The sequence below is a fragment of the Pseudonocardia spirodelae genome (assembly GCF_037727765.1).
Taxonomy (GTDB): domain Bacteria; phylum Actinomycetota; class Actinomycetes; order Mycobacteriales; family Pseudonocardiaceae; genus Pseudonocardia; species Pseudonocardia spirodelae.
This window is the reverse complement of record NZ_JBBJUP010000007.1, coordinates 118,857-131,455: the sequence shown is the minus strand read 5'-3', so window position 1 is coordinate 131,455 and position 12,599 is coordinate 118,857. Positions and strand designations below refer to the sequence as shown.

The 12,599-nt window shown below is 75.8% G+C and carries 11 protein-coding genes; 4 read left to right on the top strand and 7 right to left on the bottom strand.

The window, feature by feature from the left end; all coding sequences use genetic code 11:
* Positions 1-72: 72 nt before the first annotated feature.
* Complete coding sequence (locus tag WJX68_RS10735) at positions 73-1,791, bottom strand: AMP-dependent synthetase/ligase (protein ID WP_340288964.1); 1,719 nt, start codon at positions 1,789-1,791, stop codon at positions 73-75.
* The gene (locus WJX68_RS10730) at positions 1,788-3,197 is read right to left on the bottom strand and encodes an NAD(P)/FAD-dependent oxidoreductase (protein ID WP_340288962.1); all 1,410 of its coding nucleotides are present in this window, start codon (positions 3,195-3,197) and stop codon (positions 1,788-1,790) included. The genes WJX68_RS10735 and WJX68_RS10730 overlap by 4 nt, the downstream gene beginning before the upstream one ends.
* 87 nt (positions 3,198-3,284) lie before the next feature.
* Here WJX68_RS10730 and WJX68_RS10725 point away from each other — a divergent pair, with 87 nt between their 5' ends.
* On the top strand, positions 3,285-3,983 hold the full coding sequence (locus tag WJX68_RS10725) for a TetR/AcrR family transcriptional regulator (RefSeq protein ID WP_340288959.1): 699 nt from the start codon (positions 3,285-3,287) through the stop codon (positions 3,981-3,983).
* A 22-nt stretch (positions 3,984-4,005) separates the two neighbouring features.
* Here WJX68_RS10725 and WJX68_RS10720 read toward each other — a convergent pair whose 3' ends face one another.
* The 4 genes from WJX68_RS10720 to WJX68_RS10705 are packed head-to-tail and all read right to left on the bottom strand — an operon-like array spanning position 4,006 to position 7,240.
* On the bottom strand, positions 4,006-4,443 hold the full coding sequence (locus tag WJX68_RS10720) for an SRPBCC family protein (RefSeq protein ID WP_340288956.1): 438 nt from the start codon (positions 4,441-4,443) through the stop codon (positions 4,006-4,008).
* Between the two features lie 21 nt (positions 4,444-4,464).
* Positions 4,465-5,220 (bottom strand): hypothetical protein, encoded by a 756-nt coding sequence (locus WJX68_RS10715; RefSeq protein ID WP_340288953.1) that lies wholly within the window; start codon positions 5,218-5,220, stop codon positions 4,465-4,467.
* Positions 5,220-6,053 (bottom strand): phosphoenolpyruvate hydrolase family protein, encoded by an 834-nt coding sequence (locus tag WJX68_RS10710; protein WP_340288950.1) that lies wholly within the window; start codon positions 6,051-6,053, stop codon positions 5,220-5,222. Before WJX68_RS10710 ends, WJX68_RS10715 begins: the two co-directional genes overlap by 1 nt.
* The gene (locus tag WJX68_RS10705; RefSeq protein WP_340288947.1) at positions 6,050-7,240 is read right to left on the bottom strand and encodes a Tm-1-like ATP-binding domain-containing protein; all 1,191 of its coding nucleotides are present in this window, start codon (positions 7,238-7,240) and stop codon (positions 6,050-6,052) included. The genes WJX68_RS10710 and WJX68_RS10705 overlap by 4 nt, the downstream gene beginning before the upstream one ends.
* 127 nt (positions 7,241-7,367) lie before the next feature.
* Between WJX68_RS10705 and WJX68_RS10700 the strand changes: the two genes are divergently transcribed.
* Positions 7,368-8,555: a hypothetical protein gene (locus tag WJX68_RS10700; RefSeq protein WP_340288944.1), complete on the top strand. Its 1,188-nt coding sequence runs from the start codon at positions 7,368-7,370 to the stop codon at positions 8,553-8,555.
* A gap of 81 nt (positions 8,556-8,636) precedes the next feature.
* On the opposite strand, the gene WJX68_RS10695 is transcribed toward WJX68_RS10700, so the two are convergent.
* A complete protein-coding gene (locus WJX68_RS10695) occupies positions 8,637-9,770 on the bottom strand; it encodes a DoxX family protein (protein ID WP_340288941.1) in 1,134 nt (377 codons plus the stop codon).
* 46 nt (positions 9,771-9,816) lie between these two features.
* On the opposite strand from WJX68_RS10695, the gene WJX68_RS10690 reads away from it, so the two are divergent.
* The gene (locus WJX68_RS10690; protein WP_340288938.1) at positions 9,817-10,815 is read left to right on the top strand and encodes an ROK family protein; all 999 of its coding nucleotides are present in this window, start codon (positions 9,817-9,819) and stop codon (positions 10,813-10,815) included.
* 56 nt (positions 10,816-10,871) lie between these two features.
* Positions 10,872-12,593 carry an alkaline phosphatase D family protein gene (locus tag WJX68_RS10685; protein WP_340288935.1) on the top strand — a complete coding sequence of 574 codons (1,722 nt, stop codon included), beginning with the start codon at positions 10,872-10,874 and terminating at the stop codon, positions 12,591-12,593.
* Positions 12,594-12,599 lie beyond the last annotated feature (6 nt).

Genomic DNA, 12,599 nt, shown 5'->3' with positions numbered 1-12,599 from the left:
GCGGGAGCTCCTGCGGCGCAGCCCGCTGCCCGGCGACGTCCGCACCCGGCGCGGCGGGTCCCCGGCGAGCGGTCAGCCGGCGTCGATCCCGCCCCCGTCGTAGAGCGACTCGACGGTGTCGGCGAACTTCTCCGTGATCGGCCGCCGCTTGAGCTTCATCGTCGGGGTCAGCTCGTCGCCGCCGGGGACCCACGGGTCGGGCACGATCGCGTAGCGGCGCACGGTCTCCACCCGGGACAGGCGGGCGTTGCCCTCGCGGACCGCGCGCGCGACCTCGTCGAGCACCGTCGGGTCGTCGGCGGCCCGCCCGGCGGCGACCTCCGGGTCGAGCGCCACGAGCGCGACGTTGTACGGCCGGGCGTCGCCGATCACGCAGAGCTGCCCGATCAGCGGGGACCGTGCCGTGATCGCCGACTCCACCGCGGACGGGGCGATGTTCTTGCCCGCCGCGTTGATGATCAGCTCCTTCTTGCGGTCCACGATCCGCAGGTAGCCGTCGGTGATCACGCCGATGTCGCCGGTGCGCAGGAACCCGTCGGCGGTGAGCACGGCGGCGGTCTCCTCGGGCCGGTTGCGGTAGCCGCGCATGACCGCCTCGGAACGCATGAGGACCTCGCCGTCGTCGGCGAGGCGCAGCTCGGTGCCGGGCAGCGGTGGCCCGGCCGTGCCGACCCGGATCGCGTCGGACGGGTTGCAGGTGCACGCCGCGCAGTTCTCCGACATGCCGTAGATCTCGCCGAGCGGCACGCCCAGGGCCAGGAAGAACAGCGTCAGCTCGGGAGGGCTGGGGGCGGCACCGATGTTGGCCGAGCGGACCGCGTCGAGCCCGAGCGCCGCGCGCAGCGAGGCGAGCACCGGCTGCGCGGACTCGACCCGCCCGGCGAGGTCGCCGGGGACCGGCTCGCCGGCCTGGGCCAGCCGGGCCGCCTCGGTGGCGTCGGCGATCGCCGTCTGCACGGCGACGCGCTCGGCCGGCTCGCGCCCGGCGACGGCGGCCTCCGCCCCCGCCTTGAGCTTCTCCCAGATCCGGGGCACCGCGAAGAACGACTGCGGGCGCACCTCGCGCAGCGCCGCACCGATCTGGCGCGGGTCGGCGCAGGTGGTCACCTCGAGCCCGAACAGGACCGCCATGTAGTACGAGGCGTCCCGTTCGGCGATGTGGGCCAGCGGCAGCCAGCACACGACCCGGTCCCCCGCGCGCAGCCCGAACGTCGTGCCGATGGTCCGGTTGGCGCTCATCAGGTTGCGGTGGGTCAGCTCGACGCCCTTGGGCGGGCCGGTGGTGCCCGAGGTGTAGATGATCGTCAGCAGATCGTCCGGGGTGACGGTGGCGGGCGCGGCCACCGGCTCGGCGGCCAGCAGCTCCGCCCAGCCGAGGGCGCCGTCCGGGCCGGGGCCGTCGAGCACGACCGTACGGCAGCCGTGGCGCGACGCGGCGAGCTCGGCCCCGGCGGCCAGGCTCTGCTGGGTCACCAGCACACTCGCGCCCGAGTCGCCCAGGATGTGGTCGACCTGCTCCGGCGAGGACGTGTTGTAGATCGAGACGGTCGCCGCGCCCAGCAGCACCGCGCCGAGGTCGGCGACGTGGAACTCGGGCCGGTTCTCCAGCAGCAGCGCGACGGTGTCGCCGTGCCCGACGCCGAGCGCGGCGAGCCCGCCTGCGGCCCGGCGGGCCAGTGCGTCGTACTCCGACCAGGTCCAGCGGATCGCGTCGTCGCGGGTGCGGAGGGCGACCGCGTCGCCGTGGGCCGCGACGGTGTCGCGCAGCGCGTCGACCAGGGTCCCGGTCATCGCGCGGCCCCCGCTCCGGTCGCGGTCCGCCCGGCCGTCGTCGCGTCCGGCCCGGGGGTGAGCCCGCGCGCGGCGGACTCGGCCCGGCGCCGCGCGAAGGCGCGCTGCTCGCGGACCCGGGCGATCTCGCGCCCGACGTCGCGGCGCAGCGTCCGCCACACCTCGCCCGTGCCGACCGAGGGGTCGCGCAGGCCGTCCCGCACCCAGCCCGCGAGCCGGGCCGGGGTGAACACGCTGCTCGGGGCGCGGTGGCGGGAGAACACGTCGAACAGCTCGGTGGCGCGGTCCTCGCTCGCGGCGAACCAGCGGTAGGACGCGGCCTCCAGCGGGGAGACGTCGTCGTCGCGGCCGAGACCGTTGGCCCACTGGTACATGGGCAGGCACTGCTCGTCGCGGTCGGCCTCCCAGCGCGCCAGCGCGGCGTCGAGGTCGGCCGGGTCGTCCAGGTAGGGGGCGGCGGCCTCGCCGAGCAGGCGGCCGAAGCGCAGCGCGTCGCGGATGCCCTGCGCGGTGACCGGGTCCTTGAAGTGCCCGGCGTCCCCGGCCAGCGCCCAGCCGGGGCCGTGGCTGTGCCGGAAGTACGACGGGTGGCTGCGGGAGGTGCGGACGGACCCGACCCGGGTGCAGCCCGCCAGCCGCTCGACCATCGGCGGCACGCCCGCGACGATCGCGTCGAAGGTGCCGGCGGCGTCGCGGCGGAAGTCCCCGGCCCGCGAGACGGGCGGCATGAGCAGCACGATCGACTGCCCGCCGTCGCACGGGAAGACCGTGACCAGGTCCTCGCCGGCCCGCCACTGCGCCGCCGTCGCGCGCAGCTCCTCGCGCGGGTCGTCGTAGTAGGCGAAGGCCATCATCCGCTGGTTGTCCCAGCGGTGGTGCTCACGGGTGCCGACCAGGCGGGCGACGGTCGAGCGGCGGCCGTCCGCGCCGATCACCAGCTTCGCGCGGATCTCGCCCTCGTTCTGCTCGCGGTCGGCCCACCGGACGCCGACGACGCGGCCCGCGTCGTCGCGCAGCAGGGCGGTCACCCGGGTCCGCTCCCGCACCTCGGCACCGGCCTGGCGGGCGGTCTCGACGAGCGCGAGGTCCAGCCCCGGGCGGCGCACGCACGACCCGTGCGCGATCCCCTCGTAGGCCCGGTAGCGTCCGGCGATCTCCACCTCCGGCGTGCCCAGCGACGCGCGCGCGTGCAGCGGCGGGTCCAGCGCGAGCACCCGGTCCCGCGCCCCGAGCCGCTCCAGCTCGGCCCAGTGGTGCGGGAAGAACAGGTGCGTCGACAGCGTGTCCGAGGGGAACGTCGCGCCGTCGAGCGCGACGACCGGGCGGCCGCGTCGGGCGAGGGCGATGGCCGCGGCGGAGCCGGCGCAGCGGCTTCCGACGACGACCACGTCGGTGTGAGCGTCCATGATGCGGATCGTGGCACGTCAGCGACCATTTTTCAAGACCGTTCAGTTATGAACGCACTTCTAAACAACGGGCGTTATGCTGGTCCGGTGGCGGTGAGGGACCAGACGACGACGGCGGCCGACCGCGGCGCGCGACGGCGGGCCCGGACCCGGGCGGCGATCCTCGACGCGGGCGAGGAGGTCTTCCGGCGGGAGGGGCACGACGCCGCCCGCATCGAGGACATCGCCGAGCTGGCCGACGTGTCGGTCGGCTCGATCTACGTGCACTTCGACGGCAAGCTCGGGCTCTACCTCGCGCTCGTCGAGCGCTCGCTGGACCTGTTCGCCGGGTACATGGCCCGCATCGACGAGCCGCCGTACTCGCCGCTGGAACGGGTCCTCGCCGGCGGCGACGCCTACCTGCGCTTCCACCTGGAGCACCCGGGCGCGTTCCAGTTCCTCGCCCACCCGCGTCCGGCCCGGTCCGGCCGGGCCGGCGAGACCGAGGCGCGCATCCGCGAGCGGGTCGGCGAGCTGCTCGCCGGGTTCGCCGCCCGGATCGACGAGGCCGTCGCGGCCGGCGAGGCGCGGCCGGTGGACTCCGCCCGGCTCACGCGCTACCTGTGGGGCGCCTGGAACGGCGTGATCGGGCTGAGCACGCAGCCCGACGGGCTGAGGCTCTCCCCGCAGGAGACCGCCGAGACCCTGGAGCTGGGCCGCTGGCTGCTGCGCGAGGGGCTGGCCGCCGCCTCGCTGCGCGGCCCCGACGGCTCGGTCGGGGACCGGGTGGCCCTCCCCCGGATCTGACGCGCGGCCCCGTCGGCTCCGCTCAGGCCCAGCGCGCCGCCAGCGCGGCCAGCCCGGCCGCGAACACGCCGTTCGCGAACAGCCCGGCGAGCTCGCCCTCGTCGGCGCCGTCGGCGTCGAACTCGGTCCACCACTCGCCGAAGGTGTGCCCGACCGCCGTCACCGGGGCCAGGCGGACGGTGGAGACGTAGCGGCGCACCGGGAACGGGGACTCGAGGATCTCGTAGGTCAGCGCGTGGCCGCGCTCGTCCAGGGCGACGAGCTCCTCGACGACCGTGCCGCCGCCGTCGGCGAGGGCGAGGCGGCGCTGCGCACCGATCTCGGTCCCGGACGCGCCACGGATCAGCTCGCAGGACGCGATCGCGGGGTGCCAGCGGTGCAGGCCGCCGAAGTCGCGGACGTGCGGCCAGACCTCGGCCAGCGGGGCCGGGACGACGGCGCTGGAGTAGGGACGGGGCATCGGGACTCCTCCTCGGAGCGGTCAGGTCTGCCGGCGCAGGTGGGGGGCCTGCGCCGCGAGCAGGTCGAGCTGGCTGCGGACGTCGTCGAAGCCGCTGTCCACCCGCAGGTCGAGCGCGATCGACGCGGCGAGTTCGGCGGTGTCGTGGAACGCGGTGCGGGCGACCTCGAGCCGGGCGCCGACGGTGCGGGCGACCTCGCTGCCCGGCCCGGCGCCGTCCAGGCTCTCGCCCATCCGCGCCGTGCGCAGGGCCTCGGCGAGCTCCGCGTCGAGGTTGCCGCCGATGTCGCGCAGCCAGTCCCGGGCGGGGCCGTCGGGCACTGTGCGGACGACGCCGTGGAACGCGGTCACCGAGCCGACGCAGCCGGCGTAGGCGCGCGACCAGCGGGAACCGGGGACCAGACCGTCGGGCTCGGCGGCCGGGGCGTTCTCCGCCGCCCGGCGCATCGCCTCCCGCTCGGCGGGACTCGCCGAGCGCAGGTAGGCGCGGGCGAGCGCCTGCGACGGCAGACCGAGGAGCAGCACCGACGGCACGACGCAGAACACCGCCGAGGCGATCGCGTAGCCGATCGACCGGCCGAACAGCTCGTCCGCCGGGTACTGGCCCACCTGCGAGAACCCGATGGCGATCCCGATGAGGACGCCCAGTCCGGCGCCCGCCAGCAGGAACACCAGCCACCCGTGCGAGGCGAGGGTGTGCGAGACCCGCCCGCCGCGCACCGCCATCCGGCGCCGCCAGTCCCCGCCGGGCGGCGGCACGGCCCTCCCGCGCGCCATCACGACCCCAGCAGGTTCTTGAACGCGCGCGTCTGCTCGGTCAGCGCGATCTCGGTCGGGAGGCGCTCCATCGAGGACGCGCCGTAGAAGCCGTGGCAGACCCGGGCCCGGCGCAGCACGTGGGCGGCGTCCTCGGGCATGGCCACCGGCCCGCCGTGGACCAGGACCAGCACGTCGTCGCGGACCTCCAGCGCCGCCGCGGCCCACTCGTCGACGAGCGCGACGCAGTCGTCCAGGGTCCGCGCGGTGCCCGCACCGATCGCGCCGCCGGTGGTCAGGCCCATGTGGCACACCACGATGTCGGCGCCGGCGCGGGCCATGGCGCGGGCGTCCTCGGCGGAGAAGACGTACGGCGTGGTCAGCATGTCCTTGGCGCGGGCCGCGGCGACGAGGTCGACCTCCAGCGCGTAGCCCATCCCGGTCTCCTCCAGGTTGACCCGGAAGGTGCCGTCGATCAGACCGACCGTCGGGAAGTTCTGGATGCCCGCGAAGCCGAGCGAGGTCAGCTCGTCGAGGAACCGGTCGGTGAGCAGGAACGGGTCGGTCCCGTTGACCCCGGCCAGCACCGGGGTGCGGCGCACGACCGGCAGCACCTCGGCGGCCATCTCGACGACGATGTCGTTGGCGTTGCCGTAGGCGAGCAGCCCGGCCAGCGACCCCCGCCCGGCCATCCGGTAGCGCCCGGAGTTGTAGATGACGACGAGGTCGATCCCGCCGGCCTCCTCGCACTTCGCCGACAGCCCCGTCCCGGCGCCGCCGCCGACGATCGGCTCGCCGCGGGCGGCCATCGCGGTGAAGCGCTCCATCAGCTCCGCGCGGGCGAAGCGCCTCATCGCCGCACCTCCTGCCAGGCCGTGAGCACGGCGTCGGCGAACTCGGGGTCGTTCACGTGGTGGGGAACCTTCCGGATGTCGGCCGGCGAGTCCACCCCGGACTCGATCGCGGCGAACAGCGCGGCGTCCGCCTCGGGATCGTGGAACGGCGCGCCCGGCGTGTCCAGTGCGGACACCCCGCCGAGCGGCAGCAGGAAGCGCCACGGCCCGGTCAGCGCGTTCAGCTTGGCCGCCAGCCAGGCGCCGATCTCGCGGTTCTCCGCCACGGTGGTGCGCATCAGCGTCACGTTCGCGTTGTGCTCGTAGAACGTCCGGCCGGCGAAGCGGTCCGGGACGGTCGCGCGGGCGCCGAAGTTGACCATGTCGAGCGCGCCGCAGGACCCGACCCACGGCACCCCGGTGCGGGCGATCGCGTCGAGCCGGTCCGGCCCGCAGGCCATCACCCCGCCGACGAGCAGGTCGGCGACCTCGGTCGTGGTCAGGTCCAGCACCGAGTCGACCAGGTGCGAGTCGACGAGCTTCTCCATCGACGGGCCGCCGGATCCGGTGGCGTGGAAGACGAGCGCGTCGACGCCGTCGCCGAGCCGCTCGCGCACCGCGGTGACCAGCGGCGTGGTCACCCCGAACATCGTCACCCCGACCGCGGGCAGGTCCGCGCCGCCCGGCGGCGCGCCGACGGTCACGGCCGCGGCGAGCATGTGCGCGGCGTTGCCCAGCACCCGCCGGGAGATGCGGTGCAGCCCGGCGACGTCGGTGACCGGGTAGAGCATCGCCACGTCGCTCGCGCCCACGTAGGGCGCGACGTCGCCGGAGGCGACCGTGGACACCATCAGCTTCGGCACGCCCACCGGCAGGTCGCGCATCGCCGGGGTGACCAGCGCGGTCCCGCCCGAGCCGCCCAGGCCGAGGACGCCGCCGACGTCGTCGCGGGCGGCGAGCCACACCCGCAGCGCCCGCGCCATCGCGCCGACCGCGCTGCCCCGGTCCCCGGTGAACACCGCGTCCGCGCCGCCCGGGTGGCACGCCGCGACCTCGGCCGCGCTGACGTCCGGGCCGGGTGCCGGGTCCCCGGACGTGGAGACGTCCACCCGGCGCACCACGGCGCCGTCGGCCGCCATCAGGTCGGCCACGAAGGCCAGCTCGGCGCCCTTGGTGTCGAACGTGCCGATCACGTACGCGGTCCCCACACCGGAGTTCTACCGGTACCCGGGTACCCGGGGCGAGAGCCGGAGCCGCGACGGCGCAGGGCACCATGGGTACGCCCCCCTTCCGCCGGGCTCGTGACCTCGGGGCCCGTGACGTCGTTGGAGAGACATGCTCGGTCACCCGGACGACCCCCGCGGCATCGTGCTCCCGCTCGACGGGCGGCCCGGCGCGACGGAGAGCGGTGCCCCGGAACGCAACGGTGGCCCGCGTCCCGTCCGCAACGGGACCCCGCCCGGCCCGGCGTTGCTGCTGAGCTGGTCCCCCACCCCGCCCGTCGACGACGACCGCACCTGGGCGACGCTCTCCGCGTCGAGCGAGCTGGCCCGCCGGCTCGCGCCCGACGCCGGCCGCGCCCCCGCGACCGGCCTGACCTTCCGGCTCGCGCTGCCCGAGGCCTTCGGGGCCGAGCCGCTGCTGCGCCTCGCGGGCGGCGAGACCGCCCCGGTGGTGCCGTCGGCCTCGGCGCTGCTGCCGGTGACCCCGGGCCACGGCGACCACGGGGGCGCCGCGCTCGGCCTGCTGACCCTGACCACCGCCGCGGAGATCGCCGCGACCCGCACCCAGACCCGGGTGCTCGGGGAGCTGACCGCGGCGATGGAGCAGCTGGCGCCGTCGTGCGTCATGCGCCTGGACTCGCGGCTGCGCGCGGCGGAGGAGTCGCTGCGCGAGGCCCAGACCGAGCTGCTGGAGCGCGGCACGCTGGCCGGCGCGGGGTCCGGCGGGGCCGACGGGCCCGCCCGCGGCCTGGAGACGGCGGTGGCGAACCTGTCGGTGCTGCGCCACCAGACTCACGCCTGGATCGCCGGGTGGGAGCGCGTCGTCGCCGGGGCCGACCGGTCCGGCACGCCGGGGCTCCCGCTGCGCGACGAGCTCGGCGAGGTCGGCAAGCTCGGCTGGACCGGGTTCCCGGCCGCCGTGCACGGCGCCTACCAGGCACTCGTGCTGGACGCGCGGCGCATCCTGCTGACCGCCGCGGACCACCTGCTGCGCTCGCCGAACCGGCCGCTGCCGGCGTTGCGCCCGCTGATCGAGAGCGACCTGGCCGGGCGGGCCGCCGACGTCGCCCGGCTGCACCGGCTGCTCACGGCGCTGTCGACGCTGCCGCAGACGGTCCGCAAGCGGTCGGGCGGGATGATGCCCAACCTGATCGCCGACCAGGCCGCGGCGAACGCACGCAGCCAGGCCCTGTTCACCCGGATGGCGAACGCGCTGCGCGCCCCGGTGTGGGACGGCCAGGTCGTGGTCGAGGTGCGGTCGCTGGAGTCCGGCGAGCTGCAGGTCCTGCGCCCGGCCTGACCCGGGCACCGGGTCCGTCGCACACGCCACCGCCCCGCCCCCGGGCGATCCGGGGACGGGGCGGCGGTGTGCGGGGTGCGCTCAGCGCGCGACGGCCTTGGCCCGCTTGCGCGCGTCCTTCGCCGACGCCTTGGCCTGCTTGGCGGCCTCGGCCCCGGCGACCGACGCGCGGTCGGCGAGGTCGGAGCCGAGCTTGGCCGCCTGCGACTGGGCCTGGGTGACCAGGGTGGAGAACCGGTCGGCGTACTCGGGGGCACGCTTCTCGGCGCGGGCGACGGCCTTGCGGGCCTGCTTCTCCCAGCGGGCGCGGCGCTTCTCGGCCTCGCGCACCCACTTGTCGCCGGAGCGCCCGGCGGCCTTGCGGTACTGCGCACCGCGCCGGTCGACGGCCTTCTCCAGCTGGGTGCCCTTCTTCTCGGCCGCCTTCGCCAGCTTCGCGCCGCGCTTCTCGGCCGCGCGGGCCTGCTTCTCGGCGGCCTTCGCGGTGCGCTCGGCCGCCGCGGCGAGCTGCTCGGACCAGGTCGACGCCTTGTCCGAGGCGACCTCGGACAGGTGCGCGGCCTGCTCGGAGGCCTTGCCGCCCCACTCACCGGCGCGCTCGCGCACGACCGGGCCGTACTCCTCGACGGCGCCCTGCAGCTTCTCCCGGCTCCCCGCGGCCGCGGCGGCGAGCGACGTGCCCGCGCCGGCCAGTCCGGCCGCGATCTGGGCGCCGGTGTCGGAACCGGAGCCGTAGGACAGCGACGCCTGCGCGCGCTCGGCGGCCTTGCGCGCCCGCCACGCGGCCGACGGCTTGCCGTGGGTGTCGGCGGCGGCGATGAGCAGGCCGCCCAGCAGACCGACGTTCTTGAGGAAGTGGATCGTCTCCTCGGAACGCTTCTGCTGGTCGGTCTCCTCCCAGAAGCGGTGCCCGGCCAGCGTGGTCGGGACGATGGAGGCGGCCAGCGCGGTGGCCGAGAGGCGGGGGAGCTTGCCCAGCGCGAGCAGCGAGCCCGCGACGATCTTCACCCCGGCGTCGACCTTGATCAGCGTCTCGTTGTCGGGACGACGGTCCAGGGGGGCGTTCTCGACGACCTTGTCGATGGCCGGCGCGGCCTGGTCGAGGAGGGGCTGCGCGGCGGGGGTCAACGCGTCGGCGTTGCGCAGCTCGTTGATACCGCCGTAGATGAAGACGGCCGCGAGGGCGGGTCGTGCTACACGTCGCAAGACTGGCATGGGGCACCTTTCCCCGGCACCCGCGTCCGCAAACCCGGGGGCGGGTGTGGCGTCACGGCGGGCGGGTCGCAATCATGCCCGGGTGACGAACGGACGGCGGGCCATCGGGCTCGACATCGGAGGAACGAAGGTCGCCGGAGCGATCGTGGGCGAGGATGGCACGGTCCACGCCGAACTCCGGCGCAACACCCCGGACACGTCCGATGCCGACACGATGACCGAGCTGTTGCGGGACATGGTCGCCGAGCTGCGCTCCGGCGAGGCCGGGTCGGACGTCGCCGCGATCGGGGTCGGCGCGGCGGGCACCGTGGAGTGGCCGGTCGGACGCATCCGCTGGGCGCCGAACAACAACTACGAGAACTGGGACGTGCGCGGCCTGCTGGAGTCCGCGACCGGGCTGCCGGTCGTGGTGGACAACGACGGCAACGTCGCGGGCCTGGCCGAGGCCCGCCTCGGCGAGACCCGCAACGACGACATGGTGCTGCTGACCGTCGGCACCGGCGTCGGCGCGGGCATCGTGCTGGGCGGGAAGATCTACCGCGGCCCGCACGGGCTCGGCGCCGAGGTCGGGCACATGAACGTCAACCCGGACGGCCCGCTGTGCGGCTGCGGCAACCACGGCTGCCTCGAGGCCGTCGCCTCGGGCACCGCGCTGACCCGGATGGGCCGCAGCGCCGCGCTGCACGACCCGGACGGCATGATCGCCGGCCTCGGCCGGGACGCGGGCGGGGAGGTCACCGGTCAGCACGTGACGATGGCCGCCATGGCCGGCGACGGCACCGCCCGGTCGCTGTTCCAGCGTCTCGGGCGCTCGCTGGGCATCGGGATCGCCAGCATCAACGCGATCTTCGAGTTCGAGGTCGTGCTCATCGGCGGCGGTCTGGTCGACGCGGGCGAGCTGCTGCTGGAGCCGGCCCGCCGGGCGGCGCGCGAGTTCCACTACGGCCCGCCGTCGGTGCGCCCGATCCCCCCGGTCCTCCCGGCCACCTACAAGGGTGACGCGGGCAAGATCGGCGCCGGGCTGCTCGCGCTCGAGGAGACCTGAGCCGGGCCCCGGGCACGGCCCGGCGACCGGGCCCGCGCAGGACTACGCTCGACCGGGTGACGCTCCTGCTCGGACCACTGCTGCGGCACGTCGACGAGACCACCGCCCTGGTCTGGGTGCAGACCGACCGGCCCTGCCGGGTCGAGGTGCTCGGGTGCGGCGCCCCGACCTTCGAGGTCGCCGGCCACCACTACGCGCTGGTCACGGTGACCGGGCTGGAACCGGGGACCCGCACCCCCTACGAGGTGCACCTCGACGGGGAGCGGGTCTGGCCGCTGCCGCACTCGCCGTTCCCGCCGAGCCTGATCGCCACCCGCGGGGGCGGCACCGAGGCCCATCAGCGGATCGTGTTCGGCTCCTGCCGGTACGTGAAGCTGGCCGACCCCCGCGAGGCCCGGCGGTACGGCCTCGACGCCCTCGACGCCTACGCCGGCCGGATGGCCGGGCTGGACCCCGAGCTGTGGCCGACCACGCTGCTGCTGCTCGGCGACCAGGTCTACGCCGACGAGCTGACCCCGCAGACCCGCCGCCGGATCGCCGGGCGCCGCGACCGGCACCCGGAGTGGCCCGACGACGAGATCGTCGGGTTCGACGAGTACTCGGGCCTCTACCGCGATACCTGGTCCGACCCGGAGGTGCGGTGGATGCTGTCCACCGTCCCCACCGCGATGATCTTCGACGACCACGACGTCCGCGACGACTGGAACACCTCCGGCGCGTGGCGCGAGCAGATCGCGCGCACGCCGTGGTGGCGGGAGCGGATCCGGTCGGGACTGGCGTCGTACTGGGTGCACCAGCACCTGGGCAACCTCTCCCCGGCCGAGCTCGAGGCCGACCCGACCTGGCAGGACGTGCGGGCCGCCGACGGCGACGTGTGGCCGCTGCTGTCGCAGCGCGCCGACGGCTGGGACCTCGAGACCGGCGACGGCGACGCCCGCCACAAGGCCGGGCGGTTCTCCTTCTGCTGGGAGCTCGGGCGCACCCGGCTGATCGTGATCGACTCCCGCAACGGGCGGATCGTCGAGTCGACCCCGCGCCGGATGGTCTCCGACGCCGAGTTCGACTGGGTGCGGGACCGGGCGCTCGCCCCGGGCGCGATGGACCATCTCGTGCTCGGCACCTCGGTGCCGTGGCTCATGCCGCAGGTCATCAGCGACCTGGAGGCCGCCACGGAGAAGGGCGCCGACGGCTCGGGCCGGGTGGCCCGGCTCGCCGAGTACGCCCGTCAGGAGGCCGACCTGGAGCACTGGCCGGCGTTCGGGCACTCCTTCGCCCGCCTCGCCCAGCTGATCCGCGACGCCTGCCTCCCGCGCGCCGGAGACGCCCCGCCGGCGACGGTGTCGGTGCTGTCCGGGGACGTCCACCACTCCTACGCCGCCGTCGCCGACGTGCACACCCACGCGCCCGGCGACCGGCCCGGCCGCGGGGCCGACGGCACCCGGGTCCACCAGCTGACCTGCTCGCCGGTGCACAACGTGGTGCCCGCGTTCATGCGCGTCATGTTCCGCGTGACGTGGTCGCGGGCGCTCGCGCGGATGACGACCCGCTGGACCCGCCGGACCGGTCCGGGCGGGGCCGGGGTCGCGTGGGAGCGCACGGCGGGGCCGCTGTTCGGCAACCTCGTCGCGACCCTGGAGACCGACGGCCGCCGGGCGTCCTGCCGGTTCGAGCGGCCGCGGTCGGCGTCGGTGCTCGACAGCGCCGCCGAGGTCGTGCTGACCCCGCAGGCACCGCCCGCGGCCGCGCTGCAGCGCGCCGGGACCGCCCCGGCGGACTGAGCGGCT